The 18,106-nt window shown below is 38.0% G+C and carries 15 protein-coding genes and 2 pseudogenes; 7 read left to right on the top strand and 10 right to left on the bottom strand.

The window, feature by feature from the left end:
• Positions 1 to 8 precede the first annotated feature (8 nt).
• The 3 genes and pseudogenes from ABY044_RS08890 to ABY044_RS08880 all read right to left on the bottom strand — a co-directional run.
• Positions 9 to 539: a MauE/DoxX family redox-associated membrane protein gene (locus ABY044_RS08890; protein WP_373019996.1), complete on the bottom strand. Its 531-nt coding sequence runs from the start codon at positions 537 to 539 to the stop codon at positions 9 to 11.
• The gene (locus ABY044_RS08885) at positions 536 to 1,693 is read right to left on the bottom strand and encodes an amine dehydrogenase large subunit (RefSeq protein ID WP_373019995.1); all 1,158 of its coding nucleotides are present in this window, start codon (positions 1,691 to 1,693) and stop codon (positions 536 to 538) included. The genes ABY044_RS08890 and ABY044_RS08885 overlap by 4 nt, the downstream gene beginning before the upstream one ends.
• Positions 1,694 to 1,909: 216 nt before the next feature.
• A pseudogene (locus ABY044_RS08880) lies at positions 1,910 to 2,077 on the bottom strand (thioredoxin family protein); the annotation flags it as partial.
• 196 nt (positions 2,078 to 2,273) lie between these two features.
• Here ABY044_RS08880 and ABY044_RS08875 point away from each other — a divergent pair.
• Together ABY044_RS08875 and ABY044_RS08870 are read left to right on the top strand one after the other, a co-directional pair.
• Positions 2,274 to 2,531, top strand: a complete 258-nt coding sequence (locus ABY044_RS08875; protein ID WP_373019994.1) for a hypothetical protein — start codon at positions 2,274 to 2,276, stop codon at positions 2,529 to 2,531.
• Between the two features lie 78 nt (positions 2,532 to 2,609).
• The gene (locus ABY044_RS08870) at positions 2,610 to 3,059 is read left to right on the top strand and encodes an abortive infection family protein (protein WP_373019993.1); all 450 of its coding nucleotides are present in this window, start codon (positions 2,610 to 2,612) and stop codon (positions 3,057 to 3,059) included.
• 178 nt (positions 3,060 to 3,237) lie between these two features.
• Here ABY044_RS08870 and ABY044_RS08865 read toward each other — a convergent pair whose 3' ends face one another.
• Both ABY044_RS08865 and ABY044_RS08860 read right to left on the bottom strand, forming a co-directional pair.
• Positions 3,238 to 3,465: a hypothetical protein gene (locus tag ABY044_RS08865; RefSeq protein ID WP_373019991.1), complete on the bottom strand. Its 228-nt coding sequence runs from the start codon at positions 3,463 to 3,465 to the stop codon at positions 3,238 to 3,240.
• Between the two features lie 294 nt (positions 3,466 to 3,759).
• Positions 3,760 to 9,141, bottom strand: a complete 5,382-nt coding sequence (locus ABY044_RS08860; RefSeq protein WP_373019989.1) for a hypothetical protein — start codon at positions 9,139 to 9,141, stop codon at positions 3,760 to 3,762.
• A 207-nt stretch (positions 9,142 to 9,348) separates the two neighbouring features.
• Here ABY044_RS08860 and ABY044_RS08855 point away from each other — a divergent pair, with 207 nt between their 5' ends.
• The 5 genes from ABY044_RS08855 to ABY044_RS08835 are packed head-to-tail and all read left to right on the top strand — an operon-like array spanning position 9,349 to position 12,385.
• Complete coding sequence (locus tag ABY044_RS08855) at positions 9,349 to 10,155, top strand: hypothetical protein (protein WP_373019987.1); 807 nt, start codon at positions 9,349 to 9,351, stop codon at positions 10,153 to 10,155.
• The gene (locus ABY044_RS08850; RefSeq protein ID WP_373019985.1) at positions 10,149 to 10,712 is read left to right on the top strand and encodes a thioredoxin family protein; all 564 of its coding nucleotides are present in this window, start codon (positions 10,149 to 10,151) and stop codon (positions 10,710 to 10,712) included. The genes ABY044_RS08855 and ABY044_RS08850 overlap by 7 nt, the downstream gene beginning before the upstream one ends.
• On the top strand, positions 10,694 to 11,161 hold the full coding sequence (locus ABY044_RS08845) for a hypothetical protein (RefSeq protein WP_373019983.1): 468 nt from the start codon (positions 10,694 to 10,696) through the stop codon (positions 11,159 to 11,161). The genes ABY044_RS08850 and ABY044_RS08845 overlap by 19 nt, the downstream gene beginning before the upstream one ends.
• Positions 11,158 to 12,204: a serine/threonine-protein kinase gene (locus tag ABY044_RS08840; RefSeq protein ID WP_373019982.1), complete on the top strand. Its 1,047-nt coding sequence runs from the start codon at positions 11,158 to 11,160 to the stop codon at positions 12,202 to 12,204. The genes ABY044_RS08845 and ABY044_RS08840 overlap by 4 nt, the downstream gene beginning before the upstream one ends.
• A 1-nt stretch (position 12,205) precedes the next feature.
• On the top strand, positions 12,206 to 12,385 hold the full coding sequence (locus ABY044_RS08835; protein ID WP_373019980.1) for a hypothetical protein: 180 nt from the start codon (positions 12,206 to 12,208) through the stop codon (positions 12,383 to 12,385).
• Between the two features lie 21 nt (positions 12,386 to 12,406).
• Here the strand turns inward: ABY044_RS08835 and ABY044_RS08830 are convergent, their stop codons facing one another.
• From ABY044_RS08830 to ABY044_RS08810, 5 genes and pseudogenes are all read right to left on the bottom strand, one after another.
• A complete protein-coding gene (locus ABY044_RS08830; RefSeq protein WP_373019978.1) occupies positions 12,407 to 12,808 on the bottom strand; it encodes a hypothetical protein in 402 nt (133 codons plus the stop codon).
• Positions 12,789 to 14,774, bottom strand: coding sequence for a hypothetical protein (locus ABY044_RS08825; protein ID WP_373019976.1), 1,986 nt, complete (start codon positions 14,772 to 14,774; stop codon positions 12,789 to 12,791). The genes ABY044_RS08830 and ABY044_RS08825 overlap by 20 nt, the downstream gene beginning before the upstream one ends.
• Positions 14,774 to 16,603 carry a hypothetical protein gene (locus tag ABY044_RS08820; RefSeq protein WP_373019975.1) on the bottom strand — a complete coding sequence of 610 codons (1,830 nt, stop codon included), beginning with the start codon at positions 16,601 to 16,603 and terminating at the stop codon, positions 14,774 to 14,776. Before ABY044_RS08820 ends, ABY044_RS08825 begins: the two co-directional genes overlap by 1 nt.
• Positions 16,593 to 17,864 (bottom strand): hypothetical protein, encoded by a 1,272-nt coding sequence (locus ABY044_RS08815; RefSeq protein WP_373019974.1) that lies wholly within the window; start codon positions 17,862 to 17,864, stop codon positions 16,593 to 16,595. The genes ABY044_RS08820 and ABY044_RS08815 overlap by 11 nt, the downstream gene beginning before the upstream one ends.
• Before the next feature lie 16 nt (positions 17,865 to 17,880).
• Positions 17,881 to 18,106: pseudogene (locus tag ABY044_RS08810) on the bottom strand (hypothetical protein); the annotation flags it as partial.

The following is an 18,106-nucleotide window of genomic DNA, read 5'->3' as shown; positions in this document are numbered from 1 at the left end:
AAAATATCCTATATTTTTTTTGATTTAAGAAAGATGAGGTTGGCATTGGTCTGTTCGAATAAGCTGTACAGTGTCCACAGGAAAATTCCCGCCGCCATTGCGATCAGTATGTCCGGAGCGCTCATGTTTTCAGGGATACCCGCTAACGGCAATGCCGCTGCAAGTACCAAAAGCGCATTTCTCCAGATCAATACCGGTCCTAATAGCTGTGGCGCACCACCGCAACCGCATTCAATGCTGGTACGGCCGCGTAACAGATTGATACCGATGGCAATTGCATACACAATAAACAGTGCAATCGCCAGCATCAGTCCGTAGTCGCGCAACGAATTCACCAACATCATTCCTACCGAGGCCAACTCTAGGCCGACTAGAGCCGCAGAGAAGGGTTTGATCAGTTTTTCGGGGATCAGTTCGTAATCGGCAACGAATCCCTGAAATTCCAAGAAATCAAACGCCTTGTGCAGTGCGGCTTTCAGCATCAATAAGATGATGAAGACCAGACAGGCCAGATTGAGGTATGGGATAATTTCGCTCATTTGTCCACCGTCAGGAAAGTTGTCCAGCTGGCACGATCGTCAGAAGCGGTTTTCGAAAGGACAAACTTTTCCGGATCGGTAACGGTGAACTCGTCAACTGTTTCGTCTTCTTCGTTGGAACCGAATACAGTAGGCGTTTTTTCCTGGTTTACGGAGATCGCAACCAGGTTTTCAGCAGGTGAACGACTGACCAGTTTGCGGGTTTTTAGGTTGTATGCCCAGATTTCTTTTGAGCCATCTTTATGACTGCCTTCATAAGCATCGGGGTGCATGATCATAAATAAAGTGTCGGTCGGTGCATTATAGGCTGTGACTTGGTATCCGCCCGGTGCCCAGTTGCCTTCCACGCCTTTTGCAACTTCAATGGTTTCCAGCAGTTTTGCCGATTCGCCACTGTCGTCCACCACATACAGGTTTCCGTTGAATGAGGTGAAAATCAATTTGCCGTCTTTGGCTCGTTGCGCGTGAACGTATAAGGCGTCATTGTCGACGTCAAATACTTTTTCCGAATCGGCAGAACTGTATTTGCCGTTTTTCATGGTAAAGGTTTTGATTTTTCCCGTACCGCACAAGGTAGAGAATTTATTGCCTTTCTCCGCAGGGAAGATTCCGTAGCATCCTGGAACCGGTAGTTCAGGAAGAACTTCACCTTTGGTGATGTCCACAATGGTGACCGAAGTTGCCGGAGTGGCATTCTGAATGTAGACGTAGTGATCGTCCGCACTCTTTTCAATCAAGCCGCTCATACCGATCGCTTGTACCGCTTTGTTCGGAATAATGATCTCTTTAATTGGCGTCAAAGTGGCGACGTCAAAAATCTGCAGCGCGCTTTCGACAGGGCCGTAGGTGTAGCGTTTCATATAGTGTGAAAGAGCATAGACTTGCTTGCCGTCGCTTGAGGAGACGATTTGCGAAGTAAGTCCAAGGGCTAATTCGCCTTTGTAACTTAGGTCTTCTTGTCCGTAGACGTGAATCTTACTTGCGCCGTCCCAGCTGGCTTCGTTAACGAAGACGTTGGGTCCCGGAGGGATGGCTTTTTCGACTGTAAATATTTCGCGTTTGAATTCCGTTTCAGCTGAAGCGGTTAGAGATAAGCACATTAGTGAAGTGGCTGCGGACAGCCCTAGTGCCAGAGGGGAAAGGTTTTTTAACATAAAATGTTCTCTTGGTTGAAAAATCTTCGACCACTTAACATTTTGTGTGCCAATTTTGCGTACCCCTTTAATTTAGGGGGTAAGAGGGTGGTTATATTTTCGTATAGTGGAATTTGCGTATAAATGTGGTGCAAATATCGCTTATTTTGGTGCGATTTTGGTTATTTGCCGGGAGGGAACGTTCATCCCGGTTTTGGAGGAGGGGATTAGGTTATTTTAGGCCTTCCATTTAATCGAACAGCCCATTGACGGAATCTGTTCTAAAGGACCCTTTCCTGTCCCGGCGACCTGTTTCATAGCTTCCAAAAGATCTCTTCGAACGCCTTCGGGTGCCGTTTCTTTACGGGATTCATCCAGTCGTCCGCGGTACTGTAGTTTCAACTCTGAGTTGAAATTGTACATACGAGTGACATACAGAGTAGACGTTCGTGAGCCCTTTGCCCTTCTGGTGTTTATTTGATTTCTCTATGTCTATGGAATTTGGTTTTTTTTTCTAAAATTTAGGGTTTTTATGTCTATCGTTTTAATATACTGTTTTTCATATTGTATAAGTTAATTTGATTAGATAGGTAGGTGCGGATTGACAAATAAAATTCCAAATTCTGTCATCGGTGCTGTTTCTACAGTAATCGCAGACTTTTATTACAGTCATTCAGTTCTCAATTCTTTATTCATGGAAAGTGGTGCTCTAGGAGATGTGCCAAAAGGAAATTGTGAAACTAAATGTAGTAAATGGTTAAAAAGGTGTAATGAAGATCCAAATATCGATGCTTTTGAGGTTCTTGGAGGGGTAATTCAGGGGTTTATGGATATGGAACCTTCAGATTTGGTTCCGTAAATTGAAAATGGACAAGAACGGATAAAAACGAGTCTTGCACGAAATCAACTTACATATCAGTTGAATGGTTATATTGTTTTGGCAGGTTCAAGTCCAGCCACTAAATCTCTTTCAGATTATTTTAAAGCGGGTGATTTTGGATCTGTCGAGGCTGAATTTAAAAGGGCTATATCGCAGATAGATAGAGATCCTCATGCTGCGATCACTGCGGCTAGTTCAATCATTGAAGCACTTTGTAAAACATATATTGAGACTAATGAATTAGATATGCCATCTAAACAAACAATTGTTCCGTTATGGCGAGCTGTTAAGCAACATCTTGGTTTAAATTCTAATCAGACATTGGCAGAGGATCAAAACAGGATCTTGCAAGGACTTTCATCAATTGTGGACGGGATTGGAGCTTATAGGACTCATATAGGGTCAGCACATGGTAGAGGACTTCAACCTCCTTCTATTCGTCCTCATGAAGCAAGGTTGTCTATGTGTTTTGCCTTCTATCTTCAAGTTAACCTTTTCAAAGGTTGAATGTTTAATTGGACGTAATGCTTGGCTGAAAAAGATGTTTCTTAATATTATTTGGCAGAGTCATCCAATTAAAAGATGGTCGGACTTCTAAAGAAAAAATGGCAGTAAAGCAGCTTACAATCTAGCAATCACTGATCAGCAAAAATCTGAAAGCTCAGTAATATATACTTCGAACCACTTACTTTTCTTTAGATCTTTCTTGTTCTTTTCGAAATTTAATAGCTTCAACTGGATCAGGGGTGTCAATTTGCACGTTAGTGTCTTCATATTCGTGTACGAGAGTCACTAAGTCTTCAAGTTCATTACCATCTTCTGTACCAAGCTCTGCATCAAACAACTCTTCTATACGCTTTAACGCTAATTTGTGTTGTTCAGAATTTTTAATGGATTTAATTTTCGCCATCATTAATCTCCCTTGATTTTTAAGACTATTATTGACTAATTACGTGGGCCTAGTAAACGCACTTTAAAAACAAATTCATGGAGGTTGTTTTCTCATTTTCATATATTGTAAGGATTGATTCCATCGCATAGGTCTTAATGATAGGGTATTGTTTGAATGGCCCAGAGACACTGTTGCAGAAAAGGTTGGTGTCGTATTATCAATACGAATCTGAAATTCAGGGAAGAGTCTAGTAAATTAGTGGCGATTCAAGCCTTCGTAAATTCTATACGCTCTTTAAAACTAATATAATACGCTTCAATTTAAACGAATTTCTTTAAACATTTGATCTTGCTGAAGTGCTGAACTTCTTCGGTCTCCCATGTCAATCAGGAAGTCGAGAATCATTAAATACTTCTTGGCCAAACTTGATTCTAGTTGTCCATCTCTGTATGCGAAGTAATGGACTAGTTCTGCAATTCTTGAAGGGACCAATTCCCGGTTCCATTCATGTATGAAATTTGCATCTTTTGTCAAAATCGAAAGAATTTGATCGGCAAATTCAGCAACAGGATAATGCTCTTTAGACCTCTCACAAAGAGTCAAAAAAGGGCTTATAACTGAAGTTGCCCAACCAGCGGAGCGAATGAATTTATCAACAATAGGTAAGATAACCAGAATTTCAGACCAATTTCCATTGACGAAACGTCTAGACAAATCAGCTCTTTCAACGGAGACAAACATCATGCTTCTAACAAGCTGTGGTAATTTAAAACCGCTCAATTTCCCAGCTCTATAGGAACCTCTTCTAAATGATTTACTTTCCAAAAGTCGATCAAGTGAATGTTGAATATGAAGAATAGTTTCTGGGTGAATCTTTTCAGCATCATATATATAGTTGCATATCGCTGTTTCGATTAAAGGGGATAAAAGAACCCAGCAAATATCTTCATCCAATTTAAGAATTGGATCTAAAAAACGGTTCTTAAAGTCTTGGAAAGAAGTGAGCCCTGATACGAAACCTAAACTCGAAGATAATGTAAGCGTCCATTCATAATGAAGAGTAGATTTATTTCTTCTTCGGACTGTTTTTGCCCATGAAGGAGCATTTTTTTCAATAGTCCAATCTAGATGTTTTTGAAGAAAATCTAAAAATAGTTCATTAGCTTCACTATTCAAAATTTGTTTAACAGGCATTAACTGAAAAATTTTTGCGGCATACTTTGAGCGCCAATGTGACAGTGGCTCTCCCCAAACCTCACTTACGTTATTTAAGTCTTCATCATCAAAGTACTCATAAGCAGGGTAAATTGGCGGCTCTGCATTTAAATTAACTTTTACCCAAGCTGGCGGAGGAAGTGGTAAGTTTAGCCATACCTTATCGCCGGTATACTGCTGAATTGCTTCATTAAGAATACTCTGGGTTTCTTCACTTGAATGATATGGGCTTCCAAAATGTTTTGATTCACAGGAATTATAGTGACACAGCCTTAAAGCTAAACGAATCCCGCACCAAGTTAGCTTAGGGTTGCTTTCCCAAAGCATGCATATCTGACTAAGGGCTGATATTGATACAATTTCTAAAGGATGGCTCACTAGCCTAAGCAAGCGTTCAACAGTATCATTTTGCTCCGTTCCCTCACGAATTTCTGATACAAGTCCATGTGCTACATAAATAGATGGATGCCATGAAATATCAGATTTTGGTGACCAATAAGCACCAAATGTTTCAGGGAAGAGCTCGGCACGAATCAGCACATCACGTGCCCACTCTAAAGATTCGAGTGAAGTATTATTCCGATGAATCAATACTAAAGCGGCTGTGGCAGCTACAGCGCCTCTTCGAACATCAATCAATTCTTCATCAACATTTACTGTTCTAGAAAATATATTCGCCGTATCCGCTTCTTTGGCGATTCTAATCGCATCATTCAAAGTAAATGATTCTGATAATACACCCTCTTCGAAGTATCTTGCGGCCCATGCCCAAAGATTACTTTGTTGAAGCCAACTAATATTCTGTTTTCTTTTAACAATGCTCTCTGGACTAGAAGCTGAGGGACTTACATGCACGATTTCTAGTAAATCAGAATTTTCTTCTGGTTTATATGCATGATAATTTTCAATGACTACCAACTCTTCAAATTTTTTGGCTTCTTCCAGTAACTCGCTTTCAATTTCAGGTTGGTTAATATCCTCTTCGTATTCAAAAGGTAATTTATTTTTGAACTGTAGTACGTTATTTTTGACACGATCACTTAAGGCTTTATCTCCCGAGAAAATTGCACGTGTAATTAAGGAGCTAAGAGGTTTTTTACGAACTGTCTTATTATTCAAGGCATCTACAGCTATGAAATGCTCTTTTTCATGTGGTTTAAAGCCCATTAAGTTTGATTTCATTGATGAAGAGATTTCCTGGTGCCATCTATTTTCATCTGCAGAAAGCAAACGTTGGGAAGTAAATAAGGGGGCTAATGATTCTGATGTTGCATCAGATTGTATAGCAATCATTGCAGCAGTTCCGAGTATTGCTATGGACTCATTATCTTCTAGAATTTTTTTTAAAAGTTTATTTATATCCGTTGTCTTATCCAGTTCTTTGAAACACCATTCCTCTAGTGCTAAAAACCCTGATTCAATGATATTGGGACCAAAATAACCTCGACACCATAAGTACTCTCTGTTTGATCCCCAGAAACGTTGTGTTCCCCATGGGAAATTTATTTCCAGGGGAATTGGAGTTCCATTACCTTCATGTGAATACTCATGTAACTGCCGCCAAGCTGAAATTGCATGATTACATAACTCACACAATAAACGAATGGCTTCATCTGGTGCTGATTTAAACAGAGAGTTGAATGGTTCTCTAAGCGGAGAAGGTGGAAAGAAATTTTCCAAATGATCATGAATGGCAAGACTATCCCAGTCTTGCATGCTGAAATTGCTGATAATCCCCAATCCTGAACGAAAAGATAGTGCTTGCTGTTCTTTCCTTGTCCTTTCCTCTTCAGGTTTTGCTAAAATTTTTTCTATCCTTTCTAGATCTTTTTTTTCTTCCTCTTTTTGTCTTTTAACTCTGTCATGAGGTAATTCCATCTTAAAAGATAAAAGCGTAAGATCGACTAACAACCTAGGATGGGTTTGACTCAATATTGGGGAAAACCCCACAATTTCGTTAAATTCATCTTCGCGTACTTTTTTTGAAATAACACGATTCAAAAAAGCACTCGTGATATCAGGGTGCGCTCGTGAAGACATTAAAATAAGTCTAACTAGTGAGGATTTAAATGAGGTTAAATCTGAAATTCCTTTCCAAAATGTCGTATCTGGATCAGACTCAGAGAAATAATTAATTGAATTTGTAGAAAGTAGCCAACTATCACATTGCGTAAGAATTGATTCTGATACAGGATTTGAAATACCGGCTAAAGCGTTTTGCCATACCTCAAATATAGATAGTATTTCTGGAAATAAATTGGAAGGGAGGTTATCAATATTGGACAGAGTGAAATTGATAAGTCGGCTCCAAGAGGCAAAATCAGAAGGCCAAGCTAGTAGGTATGAATAATGTTGGCTATTGATTTCAAAAACCGAATTGGAGGATAGGTTTAAATTTGGAACTGTTTTTTCAGCTTGGAACCATACCAGCACTTTTACAAAAAGTTCGTAGTCATTTTGAAAAGCCAGTTTGGAAAATAATTTTATGTGACTTGTAAACTCAGTTGTTCCAAGTGGGCCTAAAAGCCATGATCTGAGCCATTGTGTTCGAAGACTAATATCTTCTTTTAGCACTTTTAAATAAACCTGCCAAGACTCACCTTCAAAGTACTCCCATTGGGATAACAATTCTACTGTTCTTGCTAATGCGGGAGCCTCTCCACAAGCTTTAATTTCATCTATCCATTTTGAACCTTTGTCCGTTAAAACATAGAAAAAAGACCATTCAAAAAAAATATCATGAGAAAAGCGAACACTGACGCCTTTTCTAGCAGGCTGAACAATGCCGTCAGAAATTAAGTTGCTTAGTTGATTTATTGATGAAAGATGACTATTCCTAATAGGTTCACCGAAAGAACGAGCATTTTGGGATGCTAACTCAAGAAGCACTCTCTGACGTTCAAGCGCATTTTGACCTCCTTCATTAAAGCCACCATGCACCCACCAATGTTCTATTAACTCTCTTTCGGAGCCAGGAGTATATTCTGTCCCTTTAACCGCAGAATTAACTGTAAATCCTTGGCAAAGCACTTTAGCAAAAAATGGTCTGCGAACAATCTCACTTACTTTTGAATTCCCAAATAAAATAGGCCTTAAATTGGGTTGTGCATTCGCTAATTCATCAGCCTCATTATCGGTTAATTGACCTACAGTTAAGGTTTCAAATTGTAAGTGGTCCAGAAAACTGCCCAACCAGTTTCGAAGGACTTCAACCCCTGTGTCTCTTAAAGAAGCAACTATTCGCCAATTATCTAACAGCTTTGATTCAGAAATAGTACGAATAAGGTCTAAAATTATTGGCTGGTGTACTCTTTTAATTCGGTCAATAGCATCAATGAACAATATGGGGGTTCCAGTGGCTCCTATTTCAACCAATAAGTGTTCTAAAGGAAGATTACTTAAACCTATGGTTCTTGCATAGGTAATCCAATTAAAACCATCAAGTTGTTCTCCCTTTATAAACAAAACAGTCCCGTCTTCAAGAGCTTTTTTAGCCCGTTGCTTCACTAAGACGGACTTTCCTGATCCTGGAAGGCCTCTTACTTGAACGAGTCTTGCTTTAGACAATAATCTACCTAGCTTCTCGTAAAGCTCTGTTCTCTCAAAGGTAAAGCCTCCTATATCATCTGAAATCAAATCCATCGAGCTTTTAGCTAGCTCTTTCAATATTTCTAAGTCAGCTATGTATGAAGTTCCGCCTTTTAACTGGGAAATTTCCGATATAACTCGAACGAGTTTCGGACGGTCAATGACCCCCGACTTTCCAGCAGACAAACGAGCCTGCTGGACAAGTCTAGACCAAACTAATGGAGCCTTATGTGATTCTGATGGAATAAGACAGTCTCGAATGAGATTTAATGCTTGGGATTTGTGAGTTGAACCTTCATGAATAAAATCAAACTGAATAAGAACAAAGTGACTCAAAAACTGATGAAGCTCTTCGCTAGATACTTGTGAGCTTTTGACTTCATTTAAGAGAAGTTCAATCTCATTTTTTACAGAGGTTATAGTTGAACTCGCACTTCCACTTGAAGAGAATCTTTGCTCGAAATGTTCAAAACTAGTGCTTTCTCGAGCCCATTCGCATAATGTTTGTAACGCTCTTTTTTTTGAGTCTGAAATGGTGCCTACAGCGGCGCCACACCGATCAATATTGATACGAAAATCAATTTTTGAGAAGGTATTCCAACTATCTCGAATAATATCTCGAAAATCCTTATTCGTTTTAGAAGAACTTATAGTCAAGGAACGCTTCGCCTGTAAACTAAGTCTCGACTTATTACCATCGATAGTTTCAGAATCAACGATGATATCATCAAGAGGTTCACCAAAATCACGTTGTTGGACTGATACACAGGTTACTGTTTTGCTTTCTGTTCCTGGAGCATATGACTCAGAAAGTAATGCGCTAAGGTAAAAAGCAGCAATATCTCCTTCAAAAGTAAAACCTTCGCCGCCAGCTAATTCTGGGGATTGAGCCATACAACATCCTTAATTTTTTATGTAATATTTAATTACCTAAAAGTTTTTTAAGCAGCTAAATAATTTCATTAAATTAATCAAAAACTTAGCTTCAAAGATAAATAACAAGATTTAGTGTACTAAATTCGTATTATAAAAATAATACCCAAGGTATTTATAGGATAAATTGTTTATGCTTACCTATTGTTTGGATTTTAGGAGAATAATGTGGAAATAGAGTTAGAGGAATTCCTCTTCAAAGAAGAAAATAGTCGAACAAAGGAATCATTAGTAAATTATCGGCTGTTTTATGATCTCAAGTTGGCCGCAGCTTTACGAGGTTATGATCTAAGTCTGTATACGCCAGATGTGGATAGGGATGGATTTGATATTATTCTTGACGACCAGGATAGTGTAAGAAAAATCCAATTAAAAACTGTACTGAAGAATGCAACAACGTCAACATGGCGTATACATAAATCAATGCTTCGACCAGATGTTGAGTTTTGTGAATATCTTGGATTTGAGCCAACCCAATCAGGAGTAGGCGTTCAAGGTGGAGTTATTTTAATGGAGCTAAACCCTCTTAATGACTCAATGGAAATACGTTACTACTATACGGATGTGTTTGTTATTACCGCACTCTATCTAGATATCGTAAATCGAACCCCTAAAATACGTTCAAAAATCTTTGATTCCTTTTATCAAAATATCAGAGATGGCTCTTCAAATGAAAAGATGCCTGTGCCAAAGTCATTATTTGTAGAAGCGAAAAGCCCAGAGCACCTTTTAGGTCTTATGGCCTTACATAATAGAATCAATCATGGGTGGTGGCATCATTTAATAAACATTGGAAAGGACCACTTTTTTCAGCCTATAGATGATTCCGATTTGCCTGCCCCAAAAGACAAACTAAGAGAAGTAATTGCTGACGAACTAATTGCCCTTACTAATGGACTTAAAAATGCAAATACTAACAAATCATCGTTCCTGCGAACTGTCAAACGTTGTACAAAAGAGGAAATAAAATGGTAAGCCTAACAACACCTGTTTGTGACTTTGATGCAGATGCAATTGATTTTGACCTACTTGATGTTTATGGAGAACGTTGGACACTCGAAAAAGCAAAAGGGGGAAACGGACTATTAGTGATGTTTATTTGTAATCATTGCCCATACATTAAAGCAATTCTTCCAAGGTTGGTTGAAGACACTAGGAGATTAAAAGACGAGTATGGGGTTAACTCTGTAGCAATAATGTCCAATGACCAATCCTTATACGAAGAAGATTTAACCGAAAATATGATTCGAATTTCGGAAAAAATGGAATTTTCATTTCCGTATCTAATCGATGAATCACAAGAGGTTGCACAGCGATTTCAAGCAGTATGTACCCCTGACTTTTTTGGATACTCATCAACAATGAAATTACAATACAGAGGTCGTTTTGATGCATCACGAAAAGAAACAGCACCCGAAGGAACTCGAAGAGATTTATTTGAAGCAATGAAGCAGGTAGCACAAACAGGAAAAGGGCCACTTGAACAAATTCCATCCATGGGGTGTTCAATTAAATGGAAAGAGGTGTTATGAATTGTATAGGACTTAGGGTAGAGCCCAAAAGTGTAACTTTTGCTGTTTATGATTCAGGTGAAGGAGCAATCACGAATATTGAGAAACTAAATGTTCCATTAGCTTTAGAAACGCCAGAAAAGCTAAAGTTTATTCGTTCAAATATACTTGATATTTTTAGAGAATTTGAAATTACTAGAGTTGGTATAAAAATTACAGAACCTACTTCTCAGCACTTGAATATATTAAGGCTACAAATAGAAGGTGTAATACAAGAAGCGATCGCAAGCAGTGGCGTTGACTATTATTACACCGGTCATATATCAACAATTTCGGCAAAATTAGGTTTTCCTCGCGCTAACTTTAAGAAGTACATTGAAAATGAACTTGAATATGATGTTGAGAATTGGGGAGAATTAATACCAGTACAAAAAGAGGCAGTCTTCGCGGCGATGGGAGCGGCTTTATGATTCAGCCTTATAACAAAGCGGAAGTTGTATTTGATATTCTGGAGGAGATCGGCTTTGAGGGGAAAAACTCAAAAGTTTATATAGCCTATGACCATCACCTGGGTGCAGATTTAGTCATTAAGAAAGTTCAAAAAAAAGCTTTTAATGGCCAAGAGGAACTCTTTTTTGAAGAAGCTAAGACTTTATATTTAAGCTCGCATCAAAATGTTGTGCCTGTGCACTATGCTTGTAAGGATCCAGACCATGTTTATATAGCACTGCCATATTTTCAAAAAGGGTCGTTAAAAGCTAATATGGCACAGAAAGTTTTCACTGTAAGAGAAATTGTTAGGTATGCATCTCAATTTCTAAGTGGACTCCATAACATACATTCCAAAGGGCTAATTCATTTTGATTTGAAGCCTGACAACATCCTTTTATCGAACAATAATGAAGCTTTAGTATCTGACTTCGGCTTGGCAAAGCATACAAATGCTCTAGGGTTGGCTTCTCCGGATGGTTTTTATAATAAACACGTTCCTCCTGAAGTATTGGTTACAACAGCGTTTACTAATGCATTTGATATTTATCAGGTTGGGCTCTGTTTGTACCGGATGTGTAACGGTGAACGTGATTTTGAGCAACAGTTTGCAAAATACGCTAATCCTGATAAGACGCTGAATATAGCAGAATTTACAAAAGATCTTAGAGCAGGAAACTTTCCTGATAGAACTCATTTTCTCGAACATATTCCTGAGAAGTTAAGAAAAGTAATCAGAAAATGCTTGGCTGTGGATCCGGATGAACGTTATGATACAGTTATTGATTTAACTAATGATCTTTCAAGTATTGATGGAAATGAGCTGGATTGGCAGTTTAGTGAGAATGGTCAGGTCAGACAGTGGGATAAGCATAGCGACAACCGGGTCATTTCTATTACGGTTGATCAGAACAATAAAAGCCATGCTACAAAGACCATTGGCGCTAGAACAAGTAGGATTGTAGACCATTGCAAAGACAATTTGACTAGGCAAGAGTTGCGTCGTTTCTTAAGGGAGAATTGAAATGAATACTAAAGTTTCTCTTAATAAAGATTTGTTTGTTACCAGGTCTGATCGTTCAAGAAAAAATAAACTTTCCTTTAAAGAAAGAATGGATCGGTCAGGTGCTTGGGTAAATACCGAAGAAATTCTAATCAAGGAAGTTAAACCTGGTTTTATTACTATAATTCATGCAAATAAGTAATTGTCAAACCATTTTGATTCATTATTGTCTTGTGTGAGTACGTACTTTTTTCATTTTTTCTATCTCATATAGTAGCTCTTCAATATAGCCCTCTTGGGAGTCTACTATGTTTGATAGTTTATCTCTTTGCAGTTGACAATCTTTTAAGCGCTCTTTGTCGGTTTTACGTTTTTTATCGTTTGCGTTTTTAACGCCGTCGCTTTTAATTTTTCTTCTAGAAATTTCATCTTGAATTTCAAGAATCAAACTTGGATAACGATCTTTTTTCAAAGCAGTTGGGTGATCGCCAGCTTCCTTAGCTACATTTGCTTGACTTAGTTTTGTTCCTTTAGGAAGACGATCAGGTTTATCTGCTTTTAAGCGTTCAAAAGATGCTCTAAATTTTTCCTCGGCAGTTTGGTACTTAATTTCGATTGATGACACTCTGGTAAACCTCTATTGCGTAAATTTCTTTTTTCAATGCACAGTATTTTGGACTTGCTTCATCAATCAATTTTAGTGATTCCTCATGCTGTTGTTTGAGTCTGATTAAATGCTGCTCATTGGATTTGCTGAATATAGCCTCAGCACATATGTTCGCTCCGTCACCTCCTGCGCATTTTGAAACAGACTCAATTCCTCCATATTCACAAGATCCATTTTTAAGGCAAAACCCTAGTAACGTTGGTCTGCAGTTAATTTTTTCATTTTTAATTAGTTTGATAATCTTATTTTTGTCCCTTTGTTCTAATAAGTTGACTATCTGGACATCGATATTAAGTCTGGAGTGAGGCTTAATAAAAGAAGTTTGTATTTCATCTGTAACGATAGTTTCGAGTTGTCGGTATAACGCATTGTATTTTTCTGAGAGTACTACGCCGGCTGCTTCTGAACTAAAGTGCAATCGAGTGTGGTTTTTTGTGTAGTGATATTGCATAGCCCTATCTCTATGCTTTAATTGATATTGAATAGTTGATTCAGAAACATTAGCTTCAGCAAGCCTAACGGCAACAGTTCTACGAAATTGATGATAGTTGAATTGCCATGGAGAGCCTATTTTGAACCATTTTTTTCTTGTTAGTGAAGGTGTAAGCGCTAGTGCAATTCGATAATCCTCTTCAGAGATTTTTATTTCATTAGCATCAAATATTTCATGTAAGAACGTTTCACTAAAACTACGGACATTTTTGATCTTTGTTAGGTTTGTATGTTTTGGCGCCCATGGCTCGTAAGAGGGAGTAAATAAGAAAGGGTTGCTTTTTATTTCTGTTGGAAGACTTTCAGGGGCAAATAACATTCTTAAATTAGATAATGACTTTGCTACTGTAAATGCTTTCTCTACTGACTCGCTAGTTGGCCATCTTGCCTCATTGTTGTCTTCTGTTTTGGTGGTTTCGCCAATAATCATTGCTAAACGACCATAGACTTCATCTTCATCGAACTGAAAGGCATCACATCGTATAGAGCCACACTCATTTCTTCGCATCAATGTGTAATTTAGAATAAATACCATAGATGCAGATCGCCCTATTGTAAAAAGCTTACTGAATTGAGTTATTTCGAAATTCCCTGTTTTTTTGTCTTTGGCTAGGTATTTATCCATTAATGGATAAATGCCAAAGTTTTTAGCAAATGTTTCGAAGTTTCCTTCATAAAGTACTCTGATATTTTTGTGTATGCTCTTGTATGAAAAGGGGGTTCGATAACGATCGTTTATTTCAAGTTTTAAATTGTGAGAATAGGCTTTTGCTAACCAATTAAATGCATTTGTAATGCGGTCTTGATGCTCTATAAAGTCGCCTAAGATCTTGTCTATACAGTTGATGGTGTAATTCCATATGCGGGGTGGTATTGCTGCGTTTTGTCCTTGTAAGTAGTGAGGGTTGAAAGTGCAAAATGTTGCAATTCCTTTTTCATCAAGAACGCACTTTCCCCATTCATCTTTAATGGACAATAATTTATTTAGATATGTCACGCTGGGATTAAAATATGATGGTGGCATTGTTTGAGCTATTTTTTCAATTAACCGTGGAAATCTGGAGAGATTTGTCATAGATACGCCATTTTCATAGCAAATAGCAGCAATTTTCTGAAAGATTATATAAATTGGGGTTACGCTTTTATGTGTGCGCGGAAATAAGACGTAGTGGTAAATCCACAAAAACATGATTTCTTTAAATTCCGCATTGTTTTGGTCATCATGTTTATCAAAATACATTACGGAACCATTGAAAGGTCTTAAGTCCCACGAATCATCCCCATATTTGGAAACAGTTTTTCCTTCACTATTAACTGAGATAACGAAGTCCTCAGAAGGAGGCATTGTCGTTGGTTTAAAGAAGTTTGATGAAGCATTTATTAGTGTAGTTTTGCCTCTGAATTGTAATGCTTCAATTAGCTTTTTATTCATTAAAGTAGATTCCCGTCTAATAATTCAATTAAAACTGACCAATCCGGATGGAAACTCCCTTCATCTAATCTCTCTTCAGCTTCTTCAACCCATGAGCTGTGATTTGTGTCAGTTGAGATTTTTCTGAACCAATGAATTTTTTCATTAAGCCTCATTACGACGAGGTCAGATGGTTTCTCTTCACTCGTCAATGAGATAGACGATTCGATTATTTTTAAGTGTCGGAAACTGAGTAATGACCATACGTAATCAAATTCATCTAAATCTCTAAAATGTTTGCACCATAAGCAGCCGGAAGGGTTTGTACAGTTGGGATCAACAATGATTTTAGGTTTATTCTCTGTTGCTTCAGGAATTCCACCACAGGGACTATTGATTACAGAAGCGGTTAGGTTGTTATGCTGGATGGGATCATGCTGATTCCAAAAGCGTGTTATTTCTAATAGGGATCTTTGAAGAGAAGGCTGGTCGTAATGCTCTCGAAAGGTTTGTTTGAGATGGGAGGCTTGTTCAGCAGTTAAGTTTTCATCTCCACTTTTCCTATACAAAAGATTTAAAAAAGTAGGTCTTAAATTTCGACCTGTGAACCATGGAATATTGTGTTCTTTAAATAATTTTCTAATGTACTTGTACTCATCTACACTATTGCTATATCCATGGGTTTTGTGTTTTTTACCGCCTGTCGGGCCAATTATTATAGGAAATAACCAGTCGTCCCCTTTCATTGGGTAGTCCTTTACAAAATCATCTCTAAACTCTAAATAGGCCTCGAACATTGGTTTGTATGATTTAGGGATTTCTAATATTACATTTCCGCCTTTTCGGGCTTTCCATTCTCGTATTTGATACACATCTCCTAAAGGTTTGTAGTCGTATTTGTGTCGTTTTAAATTTTTGGCGACTATAGTGTTGCAATTTGTCATTGCTAGAAATACCAAAAATTCGGCTCTAATTCGTGAATTGAAAATAGAGTGTCTTCCAGATGATTTTATATCCCTGCTTGGTTCTCTGGCTTTCTTGGCTTGTGTGACCAATGCATTTATCGTGCTTTTTGCTCTTTGGGGGAACATTTCTTTAAGTTCTTCATATGAGTGGCGTACCCATATTTCTGATTTAGGGAGTAGGATTCCTCGAAAAAATATCTGATTGTTGTGAACTACCCCGTTTCTTATTTGAACTATGGTGGGTAGAGTGCCCAAAATTTTGTCTTTGGTTATTCCAGTGCATATGTCGAAGAGCACACTCCCAAATTTAAATACCTCACTGAGGTTTTGTTGATCTTGAGCCTTTCCGAGTAATTTTTTTCGAGTGCGGGGTATGGATGTTGATAGGCGAGTTTGTTTGAATAATGGAGTTCCCGTATGGTTAATAATTTTTCCAAAAAAATTTCCAAGAAGGTTTAGATGTTCATAGATGGTATTTTTGGAAGCTTTATTTTTCGTGGTTTCGGTGTGAGTCTGTACAAACAGATGATCAGAATACGTTAAATAGGCTTCTTTAAGTTTGATGACGGAAACCTCTTTAAAAAGAGTAGAACCGTCGCAATATATGAAAAACTTTTTGAGTACGGATATTTTATTTTGCACCGTCTCTAAGCTGTTGTGACCAGATATTAGGGAGGATTCAAGTTCCTCTTTTATTTTTGAGAGTAGATCAATTCTTGAAGGTATCAGTTCATAATACTTTCCCGAATTAAGATCTTTTGTAAACGCTGATGAATTAACATCGGCACCGCCTAGAAAAGCAAATCGCTTTAATTCGAATCTGGTTTTGTGATCTTCGACCAAATCGTGTCGAATTCTTAAATCTGGTAATTTGTTATTGTTCATAGTTCACTAGCTGCGCGATAAGCTCATTTGTATCTTTGTGTTGTCCAGTAAAAGCGAGAAAGAATTCATCAAAAAAAACTTCCTTCACAGATTTTTGTTCAAGGAATTTTATGTATTGCCAAGTGGTTCGCTCATGCTTGTGCAACATTGCGTCCTGGACTATTGCGATAGCATTGGTATGACTCAAATTCTCAAGGGCAATTGTCATCATCATCGTGCCGTATGTAGCCCTTGATTGATGAAATTTAAAATTTTTAAACTGACTTAACCCTTTTTGAGCCATCTTGTTTCTTAAATCAGAAATGAGTTTGGTGAAGGAGTTTTCAGAATATGGATTCCCCATTTTTGTGATGAAGATTAATTCTTTATTTTCTGAGACGGCATTGACTCTTCTGAATAAGGCACGTTCCGAATAGTAATAATCAATCAAAGCTTGTCTTAGAGCTTCAGGCATTAATACTTGACCAGACACATCGTATTTCGTTCTAACTCTCGTTCCTGGGCCAACATTGATTCTCACGAAGTTTGGTGTTTGAGGGTCCTCATAGTAGTTTTCCAGTACTTCAATATTCAGAGTTCTAATCGTCTCGCTTCTTAAGCCGACGAAGAAGCCGAGCAAGAGCATTAAATACAACTCTTGCATTTCATGCATTTTCAGAAAATTTAGAAGAACTTCTCTATTTTCAGTTGTAAGCGGTAGCAAGCCACCTTCAACTGTAAGGCCACCTTGTCTTCTGCAAGGAATTGACAGTTCACTTGAAGTAACTGACATTGTTCGATTAAATCCGACGGAGTTATGGAAATGAAGTATTTGGGTTTTGTCTTGCCAAAGAGGTTGATTTGTTTCTATCAGGTTTTCAACTTGAGCATAGCGATAAAATTGAATAACGGATGCCATATTCGCTTTAGCAGTTGTACATTGCATTCTTCCGCTCCTTATCTGATCCATCAGGTAGCCGCGGTAAATAAGTAAGCAACGCTCTTTTTTTTGTTTTGGGAACTGCTTCCAATGCAGATCATGCTCTTCAAGCCAGTTAACGTAACTGTTTATGTGTCGCATTAATCTGGTGATAGTTTTCAAAGAATTACCATTTGAACCATGGAATTTGTCTAATGCCCAGTGATTAACTTCTCTAAAAGGCTCACCATTCTTGAAGAAAATGTGAGGAAATTTATCTATTGTTTTTGACGAAGGATGAGAAATCCATTTTGAATTAACTCGTACCATTGCTTTATATTTTATATCTTCAATTACTGACACAATTAATATCCCTACTTTAGTTAATCTCGAAAATCTGTGGTCTATTTCGGACAAGGTAATCTTCATCCAGTGCCGCACTATTGAGCGACAAATAACGTCCATTTTCATGTCTGCCATAGCCACCATGAATATGACCAAATAGATGGGCTTTAATATTCAGATGTTCTAACCGTTTAGAGAGATGCCGGCATCCCAACTTTCCGGGTGACACAGGATCACCCGTTTCATCTAAAACCCCATAC

The sequence above is a fragment of the Thiomicrorhabdus sp. genome (assembly GCF_041583835.1).
Lineage (GTDB): Bacteria > Pseudomonadota > Gammaproteobacteria > Thiomicrospirales > Thiomicrospiraceae > Thiomicrorhabdus.
The sequence above is the reverse complement of the archived record's forward strand: the minus strand, read 5'-3'. Positions and strand labels throughout refer to the sequence as shown.

What these genes read in the sequence shown, in the direction of transcription:
- ABY044_RS08890 (WP_373019996.1), bottom strand. Translation starts at nt 539, where the DNA reads ATGAGCGAAATTATCCCATACCTCAATCTGGCCTGTCTGGTCTTCATC.
- ABY044_RS08885 (WP_373019995.1), bottom strand. Translation starts at nt 1,693, where the DNA reads ATGTTAAAAAACCTTTCCCCTCTGGCACTAGGGCTGTCCGCAGCCACT.
- ABY044_RS08865 (WP_373019991.1), bottom strand. Translation starts at nt 3,465, where the DNA reads ATGATGGCGAAAATTAAATCCATTAAAAATTCTGAACAACACAAATTA.
- ABY044_RS08860 (WP_373019989.1), bottom strand. Translation starts at nt 9,141, where the DNA reads ATGGCTCAATCCCCAGAATTAGCTGGCGGCGAAGGTTTTACTTTTGAA.
- ABY044_RS08850 (WP_373019985.1), top strand. Translation starts at nt 10,149, where the DNA reads ATGGTAAGCCTAACAACACCTGTTTGTGACTTTGATGCAGATGCAATT.
- ABY044_RS08845 (WP_373019983.1), top strand. Translation starts at nt 10,694, where the DNA reads ATGGAAAGAGGTGTTATGAATTGTATAGGACTTAGGGTAGAGCCCAAA.
- ABY044_RS08840 (WP_373019982.1), top strand. Translation starts at nt 11,158, where the DNA reads ATGATTCAGCCTTATAACAAAGCGGAAGTTGTATTTGATATTCTGGAG.
- ABY044_RS08835 (WP_373019980.1), top strand. Translation starts at nt 12,206, where the DNA reads ATGAATACTAAAGTTTCTCTTAATAAAGATTTGTTTGTTACCAGGTCT.
- ABY044_RS08825 (WP_373019976.1), bottom strand. Translation starts at nt 14,774, where the DNA reads ATGAATAAAAAGCTAATTGAAGCATTACAATTCAGAGGCAAAACTACA.
- ABY044_RS08820 (WP_373019975.1), bottom strand. Translation starts at nt 16,603, where the DNA reads ATGAACAATAACAAATTACCAGATTTAAGAATTCGACACGATTTGGTC.